This is a genomic window from Desulforhopalus vacuolatus, from assembly GCF_016918505.1.
Lineage (GTDB): Bacteria > Desulfobacterota > Desulfobulbia > Desulfobulbales > Desulfocapsaceae > Desulforhopalus > Desulforhopalus vacuolatus.
Window position 1 is genome coordinate 168,134 of record NZ_JAFFPZ010000002.1, and the last position, 17,676, is coordinate 185,809.

The 17,676-nt window shown below is 48.6% G+C and carries 20 protein-coding genes and 1 tRNA gene; 3 read left to right on the plus strand and 18 right to left on the minus strand.

The features are described 5' to 3' along the window. Positions 1-23 precede the first annotated feature (23 nt). From JWG39_RS02390 to JWG39_RS02450, 13 genes are read right to left on the minus strand one after another with little or no spacing between them, the layout of a single operon-like run. Positions 24-1,508 (minus strand): NADH-quinone oxidoreductase subunit N, encoded by a 1,485-nt coding sequence (locus tag JWG39_RS02390; RefSeq protein WP_205217755.1) that lies wholly within the window; start codon positions 1,506-1,508, stop codon positions 24-26. A gap of 27 nt (positions 1,509-1,535) precedes the next feature. Beyond that, a complete protein-coding gene (locus JWG39_RS02395) occupies positions 1,536-3,083 on the minus strand; it encodes an NADH-quinone oxidoreductase subunit M (RefSeq protein WP_205217756.1) in 1,548 nt (515 codons plus the stop codon). 43 nt (positions 3,084-3,126) lie between these two features. Beyond that, positions 3,127-4,917: a Na(+)/H(+) antiporter subunit D gene (locus JWG39_RS02400; protein WP_205217757.1), complete on the minus strand. Its 1,791-nt coding sequence runs from the start codon at positions 4,915-4,917 to the stop codon at positions 3,127-3,129. Next, entirely contained in the window at positions 4,907-5,161 is a 255-nt protein-coding gene (locus JWG39_RS02405; RefSeq protein ID WP_205217758.1) for a hypothetical protein, read from the minus strand. The genes JWG39_RS02400 and JWG39_RS02405 overlap by 11 nt, the downstream gene beginning before the upstream one ends. Further along, positions 5,158-6,621, minus strand: coding sequence for a monovalent cation/H+ antiporter subunit D family protein (locus tag JWG39_RS02410; protein ID WP_205217759.1), 1,464 nt, complete (start codon positions 6,619-6,621; stop codon positions 5,158-5,160). The genes JWG39_RS02405 and JWG39_RS02410 overlap by 4 nt, the downstream gene beginning before the upstream one ends. Before the next feature lie 17 nt (positions 6,622-6,638). Beyond that, positions 6,639-6,965 carry an NADH-quinone oxidoreductase subunit NuoK gene (gene nuoK, locus JWG39_RS02415; protein WP_205217760.1) on the minus strand — a complete coding sequence of 109 codons (327 nt, stop codon included), beginning with the start codon at positions 6,963-6,965 and terminating at the stop codon, positions 6,639-6,641. Continuing rightward, on the minus strand, positions 6,962-7,504 hold the full coding sequence (locus JWG39_RS02420; RefSeq protein WP_205217761.1) for an NADH-quinone oxidoreductase subunit J family protein: 543 nt from the start codon (positions 7,502-7,504) through the stop codon (positions 6,962-6,964). Before JWG39_RS02420 ends, nuoK begins: the two co-directional genes overlap by 4 nt. After that, a complete protein-coding gene (locus JWG39_RS02425; protein ID WP_205217762.1) occupies positions 7,501-7,941 on the minus strand; it encodes a NuoI/complex I 23 kDa subunit family protein in 441 nt (146 codons plus the stop codon). The genes JWG39_RS02420 and JWG39_RS02425 overlap by 4 nt, the downstream gene beginning before the upstream one ends. After that, positions 7,941-8,933: a complex I subunit 1/NuoH family protein gene (locus JWG39_RS02430; protein WP_205217763.1), complete on the minus strand. Its 993-nt coding sequence runs from the start codon at positions 8,931-8,933 to the stop codon at positions 7,941-7,943. The genes JWG39_RS02425 and JWG39_RS02430 overlap by 1 nt, the downstream gene beginning before the upstream one ends. A gap of 9 nt (positions 8,934-8,942) precedes the next feature. Then, a complete protein-coding gene (locus JWG39_RS02435; RefSeq protein WP_205217764.1) occupies positions 8,943-10,061 on the minus strand; it encodes an NADH-quinone oxidoreductase subunit D in 1,119 nt (372 codons plus the stop codon). Continuing rightward, on the minus strand, positions 10,058-10,576 hold the full coding sequence (locus JWG39_RS02440; protein ID WP_205217765.1) for an NADH-quinone oxidoreductase subunit C: 519 nt from the start codon (positions 10,574-10,576) through the stop codon (positions 10,058-10,060). The genes JWG39_RS02435 and JWG39_RS02440 overlap by 4 nt, the downstream gene beginning before the upstream one ends. 2 nt (positions 10,577-10,578) lie before the next feature. Beyond that, positions 10,579-11,121 (minus strand): NADH-quinone oxidoreductase subunit B, encoded by a 543-nt coding sequence (locus JWG39_RS02445; RefSeq protein WP_338032169.1) that lies wholly within the window; start codon positions 11,119-11,121, stop codon positions 10,579-10,581. Then, entirely contained in the window at positions 11,091-11,495 is a 405-nt protein-coding gene (locus JWG39_RS02450; RefSeq protein ID WP_240191945.1) for an NADH-quinone oxidoreductase subunit A, read from the minus strand. Before JWG39_RS02450 ends, JWG39_RS02445 begins: the two co-directional genes overlap by 31 nt. Before the next feature lie 304 nt (positions 11,496-11,799). Here JWG39_RS02450 and JWG39_RS02455 point away from each other — a divergent pair, with 304 nt between their 5' ends. Then, positions 11,800-12,780 carry a LysR substrate-binding domain-containing protein gene (locus JWG39_RS02455; RefSeq protein ID WP_205217767.1) on the plus strand — a complete coding sequence of 327 codons (981 nt, stop codon included), beginning with the start codon at positions 11,800-11,802 and terminating at the stop codon, positions 12,778-12,780. A gap of 172 nt (positions 12,781-12,952) precedes the next feature. Here the strand turns inward: JWG39_RS02455 and truA are convergent, their stop codons facing one another. The 5 genes from truA to JWG39_RS02480 form a co-directional block, all read right to left on the minus strand. After that, positions 12,953-13,723, minus strand: coding sequence for a tRNA pseudouridine(38-40) synthase TruA (gene truA / locus JWG39_RS02460; protein ID WP_205217768.1), 771 nt, complete (start codon positions 13,721-13,723; stop codon positions 12,953-12,955). Continuing rightward, positions 13,723-14,763 carry an N-acetyl-gamma-glutamyl-phosphate reductase gene (argC, locus tag JWG39_RS02465; RefSeq protein WP_205217769.1) on the minus strand — a complete coding sequence of 347 codons (1,041 nt, stop codon included), beginning with the start codon at positions 14,761-14,763 and terminating at the stop codon, positions 13,723-13,725. Before argC ends, truA begins: the two co-directional genes overlap by 1 nt. A 149-nt stretch (positions 14,764-14,912) precedes the next feature. Continuing rightward, positions 14,913-15,305, minus strand: a complete 393-nt coding sequence (gene rpsI, locus JWG39_RS02470) for a 30S ribosomal protein S9 (RefSeq protein WP_205217770.1) — start codon at positions 15,303-15,305, stop codon at positions 14,913-14,915. Positions 15,306-15,320: 15 nt separating this feature from the next. Continuing rightward, the gene (gene rplM, locus JWG39_RS02475) at positions 15,321-15,749 is read right to left on the minus strand and encodes a 50S ribosomal protein L13 (RefSeq protein WP_205217771.1); all 429 of its coding nucleotides are present in this window, start codon (positions 15,747-15,749) and stop codon (positions 15,321-15,323) included. Positions 15,750-15,816: 67 nt separating this feature from the next. After that, positions 15,817-15,891, minus strand: a tRNA-Gly gene (locus JWG39_RS02480). A 243-nt stretch (positions 15,892-16,134) separates the two neighbouring features. Here JWG39_RS02480 and hisB point away from each other — a divergent pair. Both hisB and JWG39_RS02490 read left to right on the plus strand, forming a co-directional pair. Beyond that, positions 16,135-16,716, plus strand: coding sequence for an imidazoleglycerol-phosphate dehydratase HisB (gene hisB / locus JWG39_RS02485; RefSeq protein WP_205217772.1), 582 nt, complete (start codon positions 16,135-16,137; stop codon positions 16,714-16,716). Positions 16,717-17,035: 319 nt separating this feature from the next. Next, entirely contained in the window at positions 17,036-17,641 is a 606-nt protein-coding gene (locus JWG39_RS02490; protein WP_205217773.1) for a hypothetical protein, read from the plus strand. Positions 17,642-17,676 lie beyond the last annotated feature (35 nt).

Consider the following 17,676-nt stretch of genomic DNA (forward strand, 5'->3'; position numbering starts at 1 on the left):
CCTGCAAAAAGAGTATTCCGGTGTCAGCTGAAGGTTGTACTCAGAGCTGCAGCAAGTGTATTGACAACCGGATTGGCAAACACACCCATGGCGATGATGGTGATCAATAGAAAAAATGCCGCTGCATTGACAAGAAGGGAAGGTGTAGCCGCAGGTCGTTCTTTATCATCGGTACACCATGCCTGCCGGACAATGGAAAGATAATAGTAGATAGCAATAGCTGTATTAATAGTCGCAAGGACAACAAATACAAGATAGCCTTTATGCAAAACTTCAACCATTACCATGAACTTGCCCATAAAGCCGACAAACGGAGGAATACCGGCAAGTGCAAAGAGGGCACAGGCCAAAGTTATGGCAAGCAGCGGTGCGCGTTTGTACAGACCTGCCATATCGCTGACCTGAAGGTTGGAACCATTGCGGGAGAGTGTGCAGATGACAAGGAAACAGGCCAGCGTCATCAACAGATAACCAATAATATAATACATGGCGATAGCAAAACCGTAGAGTCCCAGCATGGCAACAGAAAGAAGGGCGAAACCGGCATGGGCTATGCCGGAATAACCAAGCAGCCGTTTCATGTCTTTCTGTACAAGCGCTGCGAGGTTGCCATAAAACATGGAGATAACAGCGCAGGATCCGAGAACCCATGTCACTTCCTGACCGGAGGCGGGAATGAGACTGGCGATACGAATTAACAACGCTATTCCGACAACCTTGGGGACGGTGGCGATAAAGGCAGTTGCCTCATTGCCTGCACCTTCGTAAACATCTGGAACCCAGAATTGCATGGGGAAGAGAGCAACTTTGTAAAAAAATCCTGCAAGGATGAGCAGCACAGCAACAACGGCCACCGGAGCCGGAAATATTTTGGCAAGTGCTGGAGCAAGGACAGGAAGTTCTGTAGATCCAGTCAGACCGTAGATATAGCTCATGCCGAAAAGCATGAGTCCAGAGGCGGTAATACCGTAAAGCAGGTATTTCATGGCTGCCTCACTCTGCATTCCCTGACCTGTCTGGCAGAATATGCCTGCATGTCCGTGACCTGTACTGTCCTGGGCTGTTCCATTGACCAGTGCCCCTGTATCGTTCTTGCGCATGGCAACCATGAGGTAAACGGTAAAGGAAGAGAGTTCAAGGGAAACAAAGATTGCCAGCAGTTCATTTGCAGAAACCAGCATCATCAATCCAAAAACTGACATCAGCATGAAGAGGTAATATTCGGGCTGAGTGCCTTTTTTTACGCCAGCATCCGGATTGGAGAAGAGCATGATAATAAAGGTCCCGAGGACCACTATACTCTTAATAATCTGCGTGAAGAGGTCAACCTTGAAGGCACCAAAAAACATGGTTCCGTTATTTCCAATAGAGCAAATAGTGGTAACCAGGGAGATCAGGAGCACATAGGCGGTAATATTTTTGACCGTTCGGGGCTGGAATTGGCCAAGACTTACCGCAAAAAGAGCAAGACCTGCGCCCAGTATTGTCAGTTCAGGGAGGAAGAGCATCGTAATTACCTTTTCAAATTCCTTAAATTAGTTCAGGATAGTCCCGGCTATTGCCACCGCTTTTGCCTGGCAGGTTGCGAAATTCTGAACCAGTGCACTTACGCTGGAGTGCATTATATTCAGAAAGGGTTTCGGGGCGAGTCCGACCCACAAAACAAAGAGGAGGAAGGGGGCCAGAGTTATAATTTCTCGAATATTCAAATCATGCTCCTTGAGCCAGGAGTTGTCCGGGTTGTGTTCGCGTCCCCAGATTTTCCTCTGCAGCATGCGCAGCATGTACGCAGCCGCAAGAACTGCTCCGGGAATGGATGCGAGAGCAAGCCACGGAAAATTCCCCTGGGAAAGGCTGTATTTGAAGGTTCCTGCAATGATCATGAATTCTCCGACAAAGCCGTTGGTTCCAGGGAACGCAAAAGCTGCAAGGGAGAAGAAGGTAAAGAAGGTTATATACACCGGCATGTATTTACCGATACCCGTTGCAGATTCAATGTCACGGCTGTGGGTGCGCTCATAGATCATTCCGATACAGAGAAAAAGTGCACCGGTTGTGACACCGTGGTTAATCATCTGTAGAACTGCACCCTCAATACCGTCAAGGTTCAGGGTAAATATTCCAAGAGTGATAAAGCCCATATGACCAACCGAGGAGTATGCGATCAACTTTTTCATATCCGACTGGGCAAGTGCTGTAAAACCACCGTAAATAATTCCAATAATCGACAGCCAGAGAACCCAGGGCATCATGATCGCAGTCGCTTCCGGAGTAATCGGCAAAGCAAAGCGAAGAAAACCATAGGCACCCATTTTCAGCAGGAGACTGGCAAGAATAACCGACCCCGCAGCAGGAGCTTCAACATGCGCTGCCGGCAGCCAGGTGTGGAACGGGAACATTGGTACTTTAATGGCAAAGGCAAGAAAAAAAGCAAGAAAAAGAAACATCTGCGCTGAAGTGGAATAACTTTGCCACATCATGTCGGGGATGAAAAAACTATACCCGTTCTGCATATAGAGCCAGATAATTGCCACCAGTAACAGTACCGATCCAGCCAGTGTATAGAGGAAAAACTTGACAGAGGCGTAAATGCGCCGTGGTCCTCCCCAAATGCCAATCAGCAGGTACATGGGAATAAGCATTGCCTCCCACATGACATAAAAAAGAACGAAGTCAAGTGCGACAAAAACCCCAATCATGGCAGTTTCCATGATGAGCATGCAGATCATGAAAGCCCGAACTCTTTTTTTGATATAGGTCCAGGAGACCAGCACACAAAACGGCATGATCAATGTGGTTAGGAGCAGCAGGAGAATGGAGATGCCGTCGACTCCCACCGTATAATTGATATTGAAAGCCTCAATCCATGGTCTCATTTCAACAAATTGAAACCTGGCTGTTGTCGAGTCAAAACCAGAGAGCAGTGTCAACGACAACAGAGCGACAACTGTGGTGAAAGCCAGTGCCGTCCAGCGGCAATTCTCCTCATCTTTGATGAGAAGCAGGACCAGGGCTCCCAGCATCGGCAGGAAAATCAGCACGCTGAGGATGGGGAAACCGGAGTTTAAAAGTAATTGATCCATCGAATATGATCCTTTCTTTGAAACTTAGTGAAATGTCAATCCATCAGAGCCAGACAAAGGCTGTCAGTAAGATTGCTGCGAAGGTCAGAGATATATAGAGCGTCTGTTGAATCTGTCCCTTTTGCAGAACAACCGTCACCCGGCGTCCGATTCCCAGAACACTGCGGGCGGTTCCGTCAACAATGGTATCAATAACATTCCAGTCAAACCATGACCAGAACTTTGCAGAACTCATCAGGTCAGCCATGCCAACATTTTTGTACAGTTTCCCCCAGGCGGTATCTGCACTCTGGATCGGTCCGGAAGCAAGTTTGAGAAAATATTGTCCGCCACGACGGTAGAACCAGTCCAGGTCAAGGCTGATGGTATTTGTCGGTTTCACAAAACCTTTCAGGAAAATGAACGCCAGAACTGTAAAAGCAATAATCTGCAGGGTTTCAACAACGTGGCCTGTATTGTAAGGATTATACTCCACTGCATAGGGAAGCATGTTGTAAAGGAAGGGCAGATAACAACCGACTACAAGACAGAGTCCTGCAGCAATGGTCATGGCCAGGGTCATATTCCACGGCGGATCCACTGCCTTCTTCATCGTTTCTTCTGAGCAGTGGCTTTCGCCAAAGAAAAGGTAGTAGGGCAGTCGCAGGCCAGCTACGAAGAACGTCCCGACAGAGACTATCGACAACAGAAAACCGGCAATGACCAGATGATCTTCAAAACTGGCAGTAATGATCATGGACTTACTGACAAATCCGGAAAACCAGGGGAAGGCGGAAACAGATACCCCGCCAACAAGAAGAAAAATCAAAGTCAGGGGCATTTTTCGGAACAGCCCGCCAAGCTCAGTGAGTTTGGATTTTCCTGTAGCGTGAACCACGGCACCGGCTGCCATGAAGAGCAGACTTTTGTAAAGGATATGGGCAAAGGCATGGGCACAGGCGCCGTTAATTGCCAGTGCTGTACCGATCCCGACTCCGGCTACCATGTAACCAACCTGTGAAACAATCTCCCAGGCAAGCAGACGGCGGATATCATTCTCCATCATGGCGTAAATAATGCCGTAAATTGCCATGAAGACGCCGAGATAAATCAGAATATCAAAACCGGCAAACCCTCTCGCAAGTGTGTAAACAGCTGTTTTTGTGGTAAATGCGCACATGAAAACGGCACCGGCGACACTGGCCTTGGAATAGGCATCCGGCAGCCAGGAGTGAAGCGGGGGCACGGCGGCGTTAAGCATCAACCCGGCCATGATCAGCCATGTATACAGGTGAGTGGTTTCTTCGCTGAGTTGGACAAAATCCATATTGCCTACAGCCTGATAGCGGAGAACAAAACCGAGCAGGAGAATTACTCCTCCAGTTGTATGAACCAGAAGATAGCGATAGCCAGCTTGAAGGGCACCCTGTTCTGTATTGCACCAGACAAGGAACGTTGAAGCAACAGCCATCATTTCCCAGAAAAGAAAGAGTGTGATGTAATCGCCGCAGTAAATGGCCCCAAGACTGCCTGCAACATAAAACCATGCCGCGACCTGGACCCAGACATTTTTTACATTCAGACTGTAGATAGTACCGATAATGCACATCAGTGCCATGATAAAGCCGAATACCGATGAGAGACTGTCTACCCGACCGAATGTCAGCGTCCATTTCCCCATGAAAGTAAGGATTCCATGCATACCGGGACTGGTATTAAGAGCCATGACATCCATGAAAACAATCAATGGCACGACAAGCAGAAGAAACCGACGTGTTAAATCCTTTGTCAACGGCAGAAGTACTGCGCCGATGATCAGGAGGAGGGAGGGATGTATGAAAAAATCAGATGTCATAATAGTCCTCTTTCCGTTTGATTCCTGCTGCCCCGTATATTCGGGCAATACCAGCCAGTACGACACAGGCGATTAAGGTAAAAATTGTCCAGAAGGCCGGGATATTCGCCTCCAGCCAGGTATGGGGGTGTGTATTGTGGACAAAAAAGAGGGTGTAGAGAAGCACGACTGCTGCAAAAATGTAGCAAAAAAGACGTACTATCAGCCCGTTCCTGTTGAGCATTTCAAAGAATTTCGCAATCATCCCGTCACCGCCTTGGCAAATTGCAACATGAAGTTTGGATAAATCCCAATGATAATAGAAACTGCAGCTGCGATTACAATCGGTACCAGCATCGCCAGTGGTGCTTCTTTCACCTTGTCGTATATCACCCCGTTGGCAGGTTTAGCAAAAAAGGCCCGGTAGGTGATTGGCAGAAAGTAGGCTGCATTAAGAATTGTTGAGGTAATCAGCACGAGAATAATGCCGATCTGATTGGCATCAAGCGCCCCGATCAACAGATCCCATTTCGTAATGAATCCGGCGGCAGGAGGAACACCTATCATGGTCAGGGACGCAAGGAAAAAGGCCCCGAAGGTGAAGGGCATGGCCCGGCCAAGGCCATCAAGTTCAGAGACGAGTTTCTTCTGAGTGACAACGAAAATTGCCCCGGCACAGAAGAAGAGAGTGATCTTGGCAAAAGCGTGGTTGACGATATGAATCAATCCACCCTGAATCCCTGGAGTGGTAAGTAGAGCAACCCCGAGAATGATATAACTGAGCTGGCTTACTGTTGAGTATGCCAGTCGTGCTTTCAGATTGTCTTTGGAGAGGGCAATAACGGATGCCACGAGGATGGTGAAGCTGACAAACCACGCGGTGGGAATTCCGAGATTGAGCAGTGACATGAGATCGGTGCCGAAAACATAGAGCATGGTGCGGGTGGTACAAAAAACCCCGACTTTTACCACTGCCACTGCATGCAACAGGGCTGAAACCGGTGTCGGTGCAACCATTGCTCCTGGAAGCCAGTGGTGGAGAGGCATGATGCCGTTCTTGGCGAATCCGAACAGGCAGAAGATATAGAGCATGGTAACCAGCGTTGAGTTAACCTCCGCCGGAAAGATGCCTGTTGTGCAGTTTGACGCAAAATCAAGAGAACCTGTAAGAACATAAATGAGGATGATCGCCGGCAACAGGAAAAGTTTTGCCGTCCCTGTCAGGTAGACAATGTACTTGCGCGCTCCGTTGTATCCTTCTTCATCCTGGTGATGGGCAACCAGCGGATAGGTGCAGATGGAGACAATCTCATAAAAAAGATACATGGTGAAGAGATTGTCTGAAAAAGCAACGCCGATGGCTCCGAAGATTGCCAGCGCGAAACTGGCATTGAAACGGGTCTGTGCATGTTCATTCAGGCTGCGCATGTAGCCGAGAGAATAAAAGACAGCGATGGTCCAGAGCGAGGAGGCAACGAAGGCAAATATCATCGACATTGCATCTGCCCGCAGAGTAACAGACACGCCGGGCAGAAGTGAAAAGAGTTCCAGCTTCAAAACATTACCGTGCAGGACAGAAGGGACCATCCCGCCGACAATCACCAGCAGCAGAAGCGAGGTGACACTGGAGATCGCCTCCCGCACGTTTGGCTTGTTTCCGTTAAGAAGCACCCCGATAGTTCCCCCGAGGGGAAGGAGCAGGGCTAAAATAAGTGAATAATCCATCTCAGACAGCTCCTTGATTAACCTTTGAGTTGAACAGCATCTTCGGCATCAATCGAGTGGTAATGCCTGTAGATGGCAATAATGATGCTCAGGCCGATTGCAGCTTCGGCAGCAGCCACGGCCATGATGAAAAGGGTGAAAACCTGGCCGGTGACCGGGTCGGGGGCCAGGAATCGATTGAATGCCATGAAATTAACAGCGGCTCCAACCAGAATCAACTCTGAGGCAATGAGCATGCCGATGAAGGACTGCTGGGCAAGAACCCCGTAAACACCAAGGGCAAAAAGAACCGCTCCAAGAATCAGAAAGCAGTCCAGTTGATTATAGAGTCCGAGAATACTCATGCGTCTTCCCTCCTTGTACGGGCAATCACCAGCGCGCCGAGAATAGCGATGAGGAGAACGATGGAGATCAATTCAAAAACCATAGAATAGTTGGTAAGCAACTCAATCCCGATGCTTTTCATGGAACCATCGTTGATACGCTCCAGCGGTTGCCACGTATAACCAACAGAAAGAGCGGAAAAACTGATGCAGAGCATAATTGCGCTGACTATACCAAGAGGACCGGCAATTACTCCCCGGCGGGTACTTGCCATTTTCTCTTCCGGTGCAGCCAGCATGACTGCGAAGGAAATGGTAATGGCTACTGCTCCGACATAAATTAAAATCTGCATCATGGAGACAAAAACCGAGTTGAGAAAGAAATAAAGTCCTGCAACTCCCACAAAACAGACAATCAGACCGGCGACAGCATGAATAACTTTTTTAGAAAAAGCAACTGCAACCGCCCCCAGAAGGGTAATCCCGATGTTAATGAGAAAAACAAATCCCACCACACCGTTCACGGAGAAAATCGATGGGGCTGTATCTAATGGTATCATTGGTTTCTCTCCCTGAGTCGGGCGAGCAGGTCGAAGTGAAAATCTTCTTTGTTACGGCTCGCCAGATTATACTCTTTGCTGTGTTCAATCGCGTTGAAGTTGCATGCTTCAACGCAGGCACTGCAGAGAGAACACTTGGTGAAGTCAAGATTGTAACTGGTCAGCACCTTTTTTTTCCCTCCTTCCGGTTTTTCTCCGGTAAGAGAAATACACCCGGAAGGGCAGGCGCGTACACACGACATGCAGCATACACAATTGGGGTCCCCATTTTCATTCTCAATAAGTTCAATGTGACCACGGTAGGCATCACACATCTTCAGTGTTTCATAGGGATAGGAGACAGTGACTTTGGGGGAGAACGCCTCAATAAAGGTGACCTTCATCCCCACAAAAAGACTCCAGAGGCCACTGAAGATTTCGCGGAAGTAGTTGATCATTAAAACACCTTCATAAGTCCTGCAGTAAGCAGCAGGTTAACAAGTGAGGCTGGAATAAGAATCTTCCAGCTGAGGTTCAGGAGACCATAAATAGTGGTACGTGGAAAGGTCCAGCGAATCCAGATAATGGTGAAAATGATGGCATACATTTTGATTAAGAACCACCATACTCCTGGAAAAAGCCCGAAGGGGCAGGACCAGCCACCGAGAAAGAAAATTGTTGCCAGGGTGGCTCCTATGACGATGTTGGCATACTCTCCCATGAAAAAGAGACCGAATCCCATTGAGCCATACTCAATGTGAAAACCAGCAACCAGTTCACCCTCTGCCTCACCCAGGTCAAAGGGAGCCCTGTTTGTCTCTGCCATGGAGCAGATAAAAAAGATGAGGAAGGAAAACGGCATTAAAATATTATGCGTTTCCCCGAACAGCGGGAAAATGTTCCAGTGGAAAAAATTCTCAGACTGCTGGGCAACAATAGCATCAAGATTCGTCGTTCCTGCCATCAGGGTGATGGTCAGTGCCGTAATAATCATGGGGATTTCGTAGGCCACTGCCTGAGAGACAGAACGCATTGCGGCCATCAGGGAATATTTATTACGTGAGGACCAGCCGGCAAAGACGATTCCCATGGTGCCCATTGAGGCGAAGGCGAAAACCATCAACAAACCGACGTCAATGTTCTGGGCCTGCAGCCAGTCTGAGTAGGGCAGGGCGACAAAGCTCATAATCGCCGGGCACATAACCAGTACGGGGGCACTGATGTACATAAATTTGTCTGCACCGTCGGGAATAATGAGCTGTTTGGCCATAAGCTTGATGCCGTCGAGGGGCGGCTGCAGCAAACCAAAGGGACCGTTGATGTTCGGTCCCGGACGACGCTGAATTATTCCCGCCCCGCGTCGTTCCGCGAGCACGAGATAGGCCGCGTTAAACGCAGCCCAGGCAATAGCAATGATAACGGCAAGCAGAATTGTCAGTGTAAGTATCATAGTAACCTCTTATCTGTCGATTTCCGGGATAACCAGATCAAGAGTTCCCATCATTGCCATGGCATCCATGATCATCAGCCCTTTGCAGGCTTCATCAAAAAGGTGCATGTTGGAATAGGTAGGGGAACGCAGTTTCATGCGATAGGGAGTCGTGCTGCCGTCGCTGACCAGACGGACTCCGAAGGTCCCGCGAGCCGTTTCTGTTGCCTGGTAGTAATCGCCTGCTGGCGGTTTGATATTTTTGGGCGCTTTTTTCGGCATGACAGGACCATCAGGCAGTTGGTCGAGAGCATGCTCGACAATGCGCAGGCTCTGTTCAATTTCATCCATGCGCACCATGTAACGGGACATGTTATCGCAACCATCATATACCGGAACTTCGAATTCAAGTTCAGGATAAACTGAATACGGTTCGTTGCGGCGGATATCAAAATTGATTCCTGCCCCACGGGCAACTCCGGAAGAAGCACCATATTTTCGACACATCTCCGGCGAAATATGGCCCATTCCAATCAATCGTTTCTTGAAAATAATATTGCCGGTAACGAGCTTGTGATACTTGACGAGTTCCTTGCGCATGTATGGCATAAAATCGCGGGCAGATTGAATGAACTGATCATCGATATCTCTGCTGACGCCACCAAAGCGAATATAACAATAGGTGAGGCGGGCACCGGTAATACGCTCCATCATGTCAAGAATGTGTTCCCGTGCCTGAAAGGTGTAAAGTAACGGGGTAAAGCCTCCAAGGTCCATGATAAAGGCACCGAGCCAGACAAGGTGAGAAGATATCCTGTTCAGTTCGACCATGATAACACGGATATATTCGGCACGTTTCGGCACTTCAATCCCCGCTGCTTTCTCTACGCAGAGAGCATGACAGTGGCTGTAGCCCATGGCTCCGAGATAGTCCAGTCGGGAAAGATTCATGAGGAACTGCGGGTAGGTCTTTATCTCCCCCATTTTTTCATGCATGCGGTGGATATATCCGACGACAGTTTCAGCATGGACAATATACTCTCCATTCATCTCCATCTTTATCCTCAGCACACCATGGGTCGCAGGATGCTGCGGCCCTACATTGAGGACAAATGTCTCATCCGGCTGGAGTTCAACTGGTTGATTCATGGCTTAAAATCCTTTCTCAGGGGGTGAATATCGCTGTCTTCAGGAAGAAGCAGGTTCACGAGGTGGGGATGACCGATAAAGTTAATGCCAAAGAATTCGGCGGTCTCACGTTCATGCCAGTTGGCACCCGCATAGACTCCCGTAATGGTTGGCAGTTCCGCATTATTTCTATCGGCGCGGGTACGGACCACAACCCGGCAGAGATCAAAATCGTAGCGGGAGAAATCGTACACTACTTCAATTTCGCCTTCCTCAATCCAGTCGACACCAGTGATGGACTCAATGAAAAAATCATTCTGGTCAATGATGGAAACGACTTCCACCAGTTGTTCTGGAGTGGCTTTGATATCAAGATGGTACCCGCATTTGGCATAATCAGTTTCGATTACTGCCTCTCTCTGGGGTGTCGGCGTTTTTTCAGCGGGTTCTTCCCCCTCTGCAACAATGACCGGTGGAATGGTCTCCTCTGCAGGGAAAAGAGGCTTAAGAGCCTGCTTCAGTTTTTCACAAATCATGATCAAACTTCCTTATCTGCCTGCGCCCGAATGGACGGCTGGCGGGAATGAGCTTTTTCCGGGTCTTTGAAGCGCTTCCAGTCTGAGACCAGCTCCTCCAGTTCAATTATTCCCTGAAGCAGACCCTCGGGGCGCGGCGGGCAACCGGGTACGTAAATATCTACTGGAAGAAAAGTGTCTGCACCAAGCACCACGTTGTAATTTTCTTTGATTGCGAAGGGGCCTCCCGAAATTGCACAATTACCCATGGCCATAACCCACTTCGGTTCCGGCATCTGATCATAGAGTGTCTTAATCCCGGGTTGCATCTTTTTCGTTACTGTTCCCGCGATAATCAGAAGGTCAGCCTGTCTTGGTGAGGGGCGGAATACCTCAGCTCCAAAACGGGACATATCAAAGCGGGATCCACCGGTGGCCATCATTTCAATGGCACAGCAGGCAATTCCGAAGGTAAGCGGCCACAGTGAATTTGCACGACCTATTTTTATAATGTCATCGGCGATAGCCAGCTGGACTACCGATTCAGGTATATTTTCCTTTCCCACTTGAAGACTCCCTTAGTCCATGAATAAATGATTGCAAGAGAAAGAATTCCCACAAAAATAACTATTTCAATGAAATCCCTGCATCCTCCGGCGAAGATGGCATTATCGTAAGCCTGTACTACGGGGAAGAGAAAAAGGACATCAACATCAAAGGCGAGGAATATAAGCGCATAGAGGTAAAAAACCACATTATAACGAATCCAGCTGTCCCCAATGGGAGCCATGCCACATTCGACAGCCTGGGATGTCTTTTCACTGATATTTCGAGTTTTCCCGGATGGCATGAAAAGGTAAACAATAGCAATAGGGCCGAGGGCGAATGCCAGACCTCCAAGGCTGAATCCACTAATCCAGAGTACGAGTTCTGGATACATGAAAGCTACTTGTGACTCCATGACAAAAATCTCCCAGTCGATACTGAATATTAAAAACCCTGAAGAAAGTATTGCCTGTCCAGGATTCATAAAACAAACAAGCCCTATATAGCCCTTTTTTTAAAAAAAACGCTATTATTTCATAACCCTTTTTCCCTCTCTTTTTCTCATGAAAACTCATGAAACTGTATCAGTGGAGGAAACGGAAAACGGTTGTGAAAGTTGCTGAATGTGCTATCTTTTAAAGAAATATAAATATTAAACATCATTTATAGTGAACGGATTATACCACTTGAGGGGGCAAATGTCTATCACTTTAAGGCAACTTGAAATTTTTATAGCGGTAGCAGAAACAGCCCAGGTCACCAAGGCAAGCAAGAAACTTTTTGTGACCCAGTCCGCAGTCAGCATGGCTCTTGCAGAATTGGAGAACCAGCTCGGGGGTTCCCTTTTTGATCGTCATGGGCGAAGTCTGATTCTCAATGAACGCGGCCGATATCTCCTTCCACAGGCGAAAGAAATTGCATCCCAGATTGCTGACATCAAGGCGGCCATGTCGGAAAAAAACGACAGCCTTGAAGGTGTTATCAATATGGTGGCAAGCACGACGCTGGGCAACTATATCATGCCCTATCTGATCGGTGCATTTACCAGGATGCACCCAGGCGTTCATGTCAATCTGCTTGTCTACAATACTCGTGCAGCTGAGAAACTGGTGTTGTTTAAAGAGATGGATATCGGCTTTGTTGAAGGGCATCTGTCTGACAGTGAAGAACTGTTATGGCAGCCGTGGTTCAAGGATGAGCTGGTGGTTCTCTGCGGAGCGTCTGACCCACTGGTAAACAATGACGTATTTAATATCAAGAAAGATTTGAAGGGGCGCAAGTGGATTATGCGCGAGACAGGTTCCGGAACCATGGCTACTATTCGCGAACGTTTCGGAGCATACATGAAGGATGTCAATGTTGTTATGGAAGTCGGTCATCCCGAGGGCGTGAAGAGGGCGGTGGAGTCGGGGGCCGGTATTGCCTGTCTTTCCTCACTCTCCATCTGCCGGGAAGTCGAGTATGCCTGGCTCAAGGGACTGCATATTGAAGGAGTGGATATGCAGAGGCAGTTGCGGATTATTCAGCGTAAAGACCTTGAGATGACTGATCTCCTGGCAGAATTTATCAATTTCTGCGATGTTATGACCCTTTGTGAAGACTCCCAGATTTGTCTTTCAAGTCCATGGAAGCTGCAGTCACTTCTTGCACGCTACTCAGCTCTGAAGAAGAAACGCTGAGGCGAATTTCTTCAGAGAACATTGAATAATCGCCCATTTTCTTTGTTACAGTTAACAAAATATCCCTGGAGATACGCGCCAGACTCCCATATCAAATGAGATTTGCGGTAAATTTTCTTCTGTGCCTCGAATATGAACGAATGCAGGCTGTTTCAAGGTCTTCTTCAATAGTTCAATAGAATACCTTTTTTAAAAAAAGAGCGTGGGCGGGGGCCGTTACTCCTGCTGCTGATCTGTCCTTCGCCTGCAGAATTTTCGCAAAATCTGCTGAGCTGATTTTCCCTCTCCCTGCATCCAGCAGAGTTCCCATAAGATTTCTCACCATATTTTTCAAAAAACCATCCCCGATAAATTCAAAAATAAGGTGTGTGCTGTCTGCTGTGAATATCCGTGCTGAATTGATGGTTCGCACTGCTCCCCGGCCGGTGACGATTCTTTTGTCCCGGGTACCGGTGTTCTCGAAGGATTCAAAATCATGTTCACCTTCAAGCACGCCAAGGCATCTGGAGATGGAAGAAAGGTCGAGTGCTGCTGTGACATGGAGTGAATAGAGACGCCGGGTAGGTGGCTGTATAAGGGCAGTGCAGAGGTGATACTGGTAACACTTCCCTTTTGCGGAAAACCGGGCGTGGAACTCGGCGGGACAGGTTTCTACTGTAAGGATCCGTATATCCCCTGCAAGCATGGAGTTCAGCCCATACAGGAAGCGAGCGTTCGTAATGCCGGACGTGCAGTCGAAGTGGGCAGTCATGGACTCTGCATGCACACCCGCATCGGTGCGGCCTGCCCCGTGAAGATTAATTTCTGTTCGAGTCATGGTGCGGAGGCAGGTCTCAATTTCCTGCTGGATGGAGCGGCCATTTTTCTGCCGCTGCCATCCACAGTATCGCGTGCCATCATAGGCGATGGTGAGACGTATACGCCTTAACTGCAGCTCTGTCATCAGGGGAAAAAGGGTGCACCTTCAAGGCCGCTGCCTTCCGGCAGGCCGCACATCAGGTTCATATTCTGGATTGCCTGGCCGGATGCACCTTTGACAATATTATCGATGGCGGACATAACGACTACGCGCTGAGTTACCTTGTCAAAGGCTACGGCAACGTCGCAGCAGTTGGAGCCCCGGACGTTTTGGGTGGCAGGGTATTGGCCACTGGGAAGGACACGAACGAAGCGTTCCCCCGAGTAGCGTTTTTCAAGGATATTTTGCAGTTGTGCAGCATCAAAACCCGGCGTAAGCTGGGTGTAGATGGTGCTGAGGATTCCCCGGGCAATGGGGAGAAGATGGGGAGTGAAAGAGATTGTGATCTTCTCCTTTGCGTGCAGGGTCAGCTCCTGTTCAATCTCAGGGATGTGGCGGTGGGCCCGGCCGACTTTGTAGGGACGAAAACCGTCATGTACTTCGCAGAAGAGTGAGCCGAGATTCAGCCCGCGTCCTGCTCCAGTCGTTCCGGATTTACTGTCAGAAATGATAGGGGAAGGAAGAATCGCGCCAGCTTCGAGCAGCGGAGTCAGCCCGAGAATGATGGAGGTTGGATAGCATCCGGGATTTGCTACCAGCTGTGCCCCCGCAATTTTGTCTCGATAGAGTTCCGGCAGGCCGTAAACTGCTTTCTCAAGGAGTTGGGGGGAACTGTGCGGCACATACCATTCTTCATAGGTTGCCTGATCATGGATGCGAAAATCCGCTGACAGATCGACTACTTTCTTTCCGGCGTCCAGCAGCGGAGGAACTACATCCATCGCCGTCTGGTGGGGGACTGCGGTAAAGAAGACGTCTGCTTTTTCCGCCCAGGTATCCGGAGTACTCCCGTCGCAGACAATATCAACCAGATTCCGCAGATGTGGGAATACCTCTGCGAGCTTCCTGTCTGCAAATTTCCTTGAGGTGGCAAGGGTTATTTCAAATTCAGGGTGAGAGCAGATGATTCTCGCCAGCTCTGCACCCGTATAACCGGATGCTCCAATTATTCCAACTCGTGTCATGGCTGTTTTCCTCGGGAATTTCCATCAGGGCAGTATCAAATGTGTTGCCACAGTGTATTAGCGGAAAAGAGAACGGAAAAAGGGGAATGACATTCGTCATTCCCCCCGGCTTCATCAGTATAATGCAGCAGCCCGCATTTTCCAGCAGATTAACGCTTGGAAAATTGGAACTTGGCACGGGCGCCTTTTTGTCCATATTTCTTTCTTTCTTTCTGCCGCGGGTCGCGGGTAAGCAGACCGGATTGCTTCAGGGGAAGACGATTCTCCAAGTCTACTTCCAGCAGTGCACGGGAAATTCCATGAGAGAGAGCATCAACTTGAGCAGATTTTCCGCCACCTTTGAGAGTAGCGATAACGTCATATTGTTCAGTGGTATCAGTCACAACAAAAGGTTTAACAACCTTATGATCTTTGAAAATTGCTCCAAAGTACTCAACTGCTTCCATTTTGTTCACGGTTACTTTACCGTTTCCAGGAACCAGCCAGACTCTGGCGACTGCACTTTTTCTTCTTCCAGTGGCGTAAAACTTATCTTGAGCCATATCTTGTCTCCAGAATTAAATATCGAATACGGTGGGATTCTGAGCGGCATGCGGATGCTCAGGACCGGCGTAAACTTTGAGTTTCTTCAGTTGTGCCCGGCCAAGTTTATTTCTTGGCAACATCCCTTTTACCGCATTGATAATAAGATCTTCGGGATGCTTCTCACGAAGTTCTTTTGCACTGGTTTCCTTAATGCCGCCAATGTAGCCGGTATGACGATAATATTTTTTATCGTCCCATTTCTTGCCGGTGAGGGCAACTTTATCAGCATTGGTAACTACAACGAAGTCACCATTGTCCATAAATGTAGAAAATGTGGGCTTATTTTTTCCACGCAGGCGGTGGGCGATCTCAGTGGCAAGACGACCAAGAACTTTATTCTCAGCATCAACTGTAAGCCACTCCTTCTGAATTTCGTCAACCGGAGTAAGATAGGTTTTCATTTTAATCCTCAACTGATGAAACATGATAAAAAAAAAGGCTCGAACATGTCGAACCTTTTCAAATATTTGGAGCGGGAAACGAGGGTCGAACTCGCGACTTCAACCTTGGCAAGGTTGCACTCTACCACTGAGTTATTCCCGCTTGCTTCTTGTAAAAAACAGGTAGACTGTTTACCAAATGATTAAGCTTCTGTCAATTAAAAAACGAGGTGATGTTCTTTTTTTACAGCTCTTTACCCTCAAAATTCAAAGCACCAGAACCTTCGTACAAATTATTGTACTTTTTTGGCAGGAAATGGTAAAGGTGAAGAGTGGCGACTTCACTTTGAGGTTGCGAACCGGTTCCTTTCAAAGCCAATAAAAACAGGATATCACAATATAAAGAATGCGACACTCAGAAATTAAAAGAAAGACCAGCGAGACAGATATCGATCTCTCCTTTACCCTTGACGGTAATGGCCGGTATGACCTGTCTACCGGAATTCCCTTTTTTGACCATATGCTAACCCTTTTCGCTGTTCACGGTTCCTTCGATCTGAAGCTTCACGCAGACGGGGATATCGAGGTGGACGGGCATCACACGGTTGAGGACATTGGTATCTGTCTCGGACAGGCATTGAGTGAGGCCCTTGGTAACAAGGCCGGTATTACCAGGTATGGCAGTTTCTCTCTGCCCATGGACGAGACGCTTGTTCGAGTTGTACTTGATCTCTCCAATCGCCCCTTTTTGCACTATGAAGCACCGGTTCGGGAACCGATGCTGGGAAGCTTTGATACCATGCTGTCGAAGGAATTTTTCCGGGCCGTTTGTCAGCATGGCGGGATTACCCTGCACATTGATTTACTCCATGGCGAGAACGGACATCATATTATAGAAGCAGTCTTCAAGGCGTTCGGCCGGGCTCTCGCAGAGGCGGTAACACCGCTTGCCGACGGTAGAGTTATGTCCTCCAAGGGATGTCTGTAAGACGTGTTGAAAATAGGGGTACCTTGAATAATATTGTATTTCGTTCATATTCGAGGCACAGGAAGAAATGTACCGCAGGGTTTGTGGCTGGTGGTTGATATCGGAGTCTGGCGCTTACCTCCGAGGAAGATTTTTTTATTGTAACAAAGAAGATGGACAATTATTCGATGTTCCCCACAGCGTTGCAGCAGGGAACCACTGCTCTAAACACAGGGGTGGAGAACTTCCACAGACTCTTGACCGGCAGCTTACCCAGGGTCTGAGCAGGGCCTGGGACAATGAAAAGAATCCCTGCCGGGGGCGGGGAAAAGGGGGGAAAGTGAAAACAAATATTGTGAGTCTTTTGATGGTTGTTGCTCTGCTGGCAATCTCAGGCTGTGCCACACCGGAGAAAGAGAGTCCGAGGGCATTAAAGCCATTGAAGTGTATTGCGGTAATGCCCGTGATGGCTGGGGGAGAGGATGTTGATTTACCCCTGCAGGATTTGCAAAAAGGAGCAGCTTTTGCCACCAGTGAGATGACTCTTCTTCTCGCTGACAGACCCAATATTGAGCTCGTCTCTTCCCGTCAGGCCGGGGGCTTTCCCCCCGAGATAATCCACGGGCGCTCTGGAGCGATTGCCGCTATTGGTGAACAGACCGGATGTGACGGTGTACTTCTCACTCACCTGGAGTATTACAGTGAACGTGTCGGAAGTGAATATTCCGTTGACTCACCGGCTTCCGCCTCTTTCAAAATGGCTCTTTTTTATGCTCCGACCGGTGCTGTCCTCTGGACTGCCGACTTTCGTGAGACTCAGGAATCTTTTCTGTCAAATATTTTCTCCAGCAAGATGGGCAAACGCGGTTTTCGCTGGATAACAGCGCAGGAACTCCTCAGGCAGGGACTCGAAGAGCGTCTTGGAGAGTGTCCATACCTGAAGTAATTCTTGTGATCCGCAGGTCTTGTGATCCGCAGGAG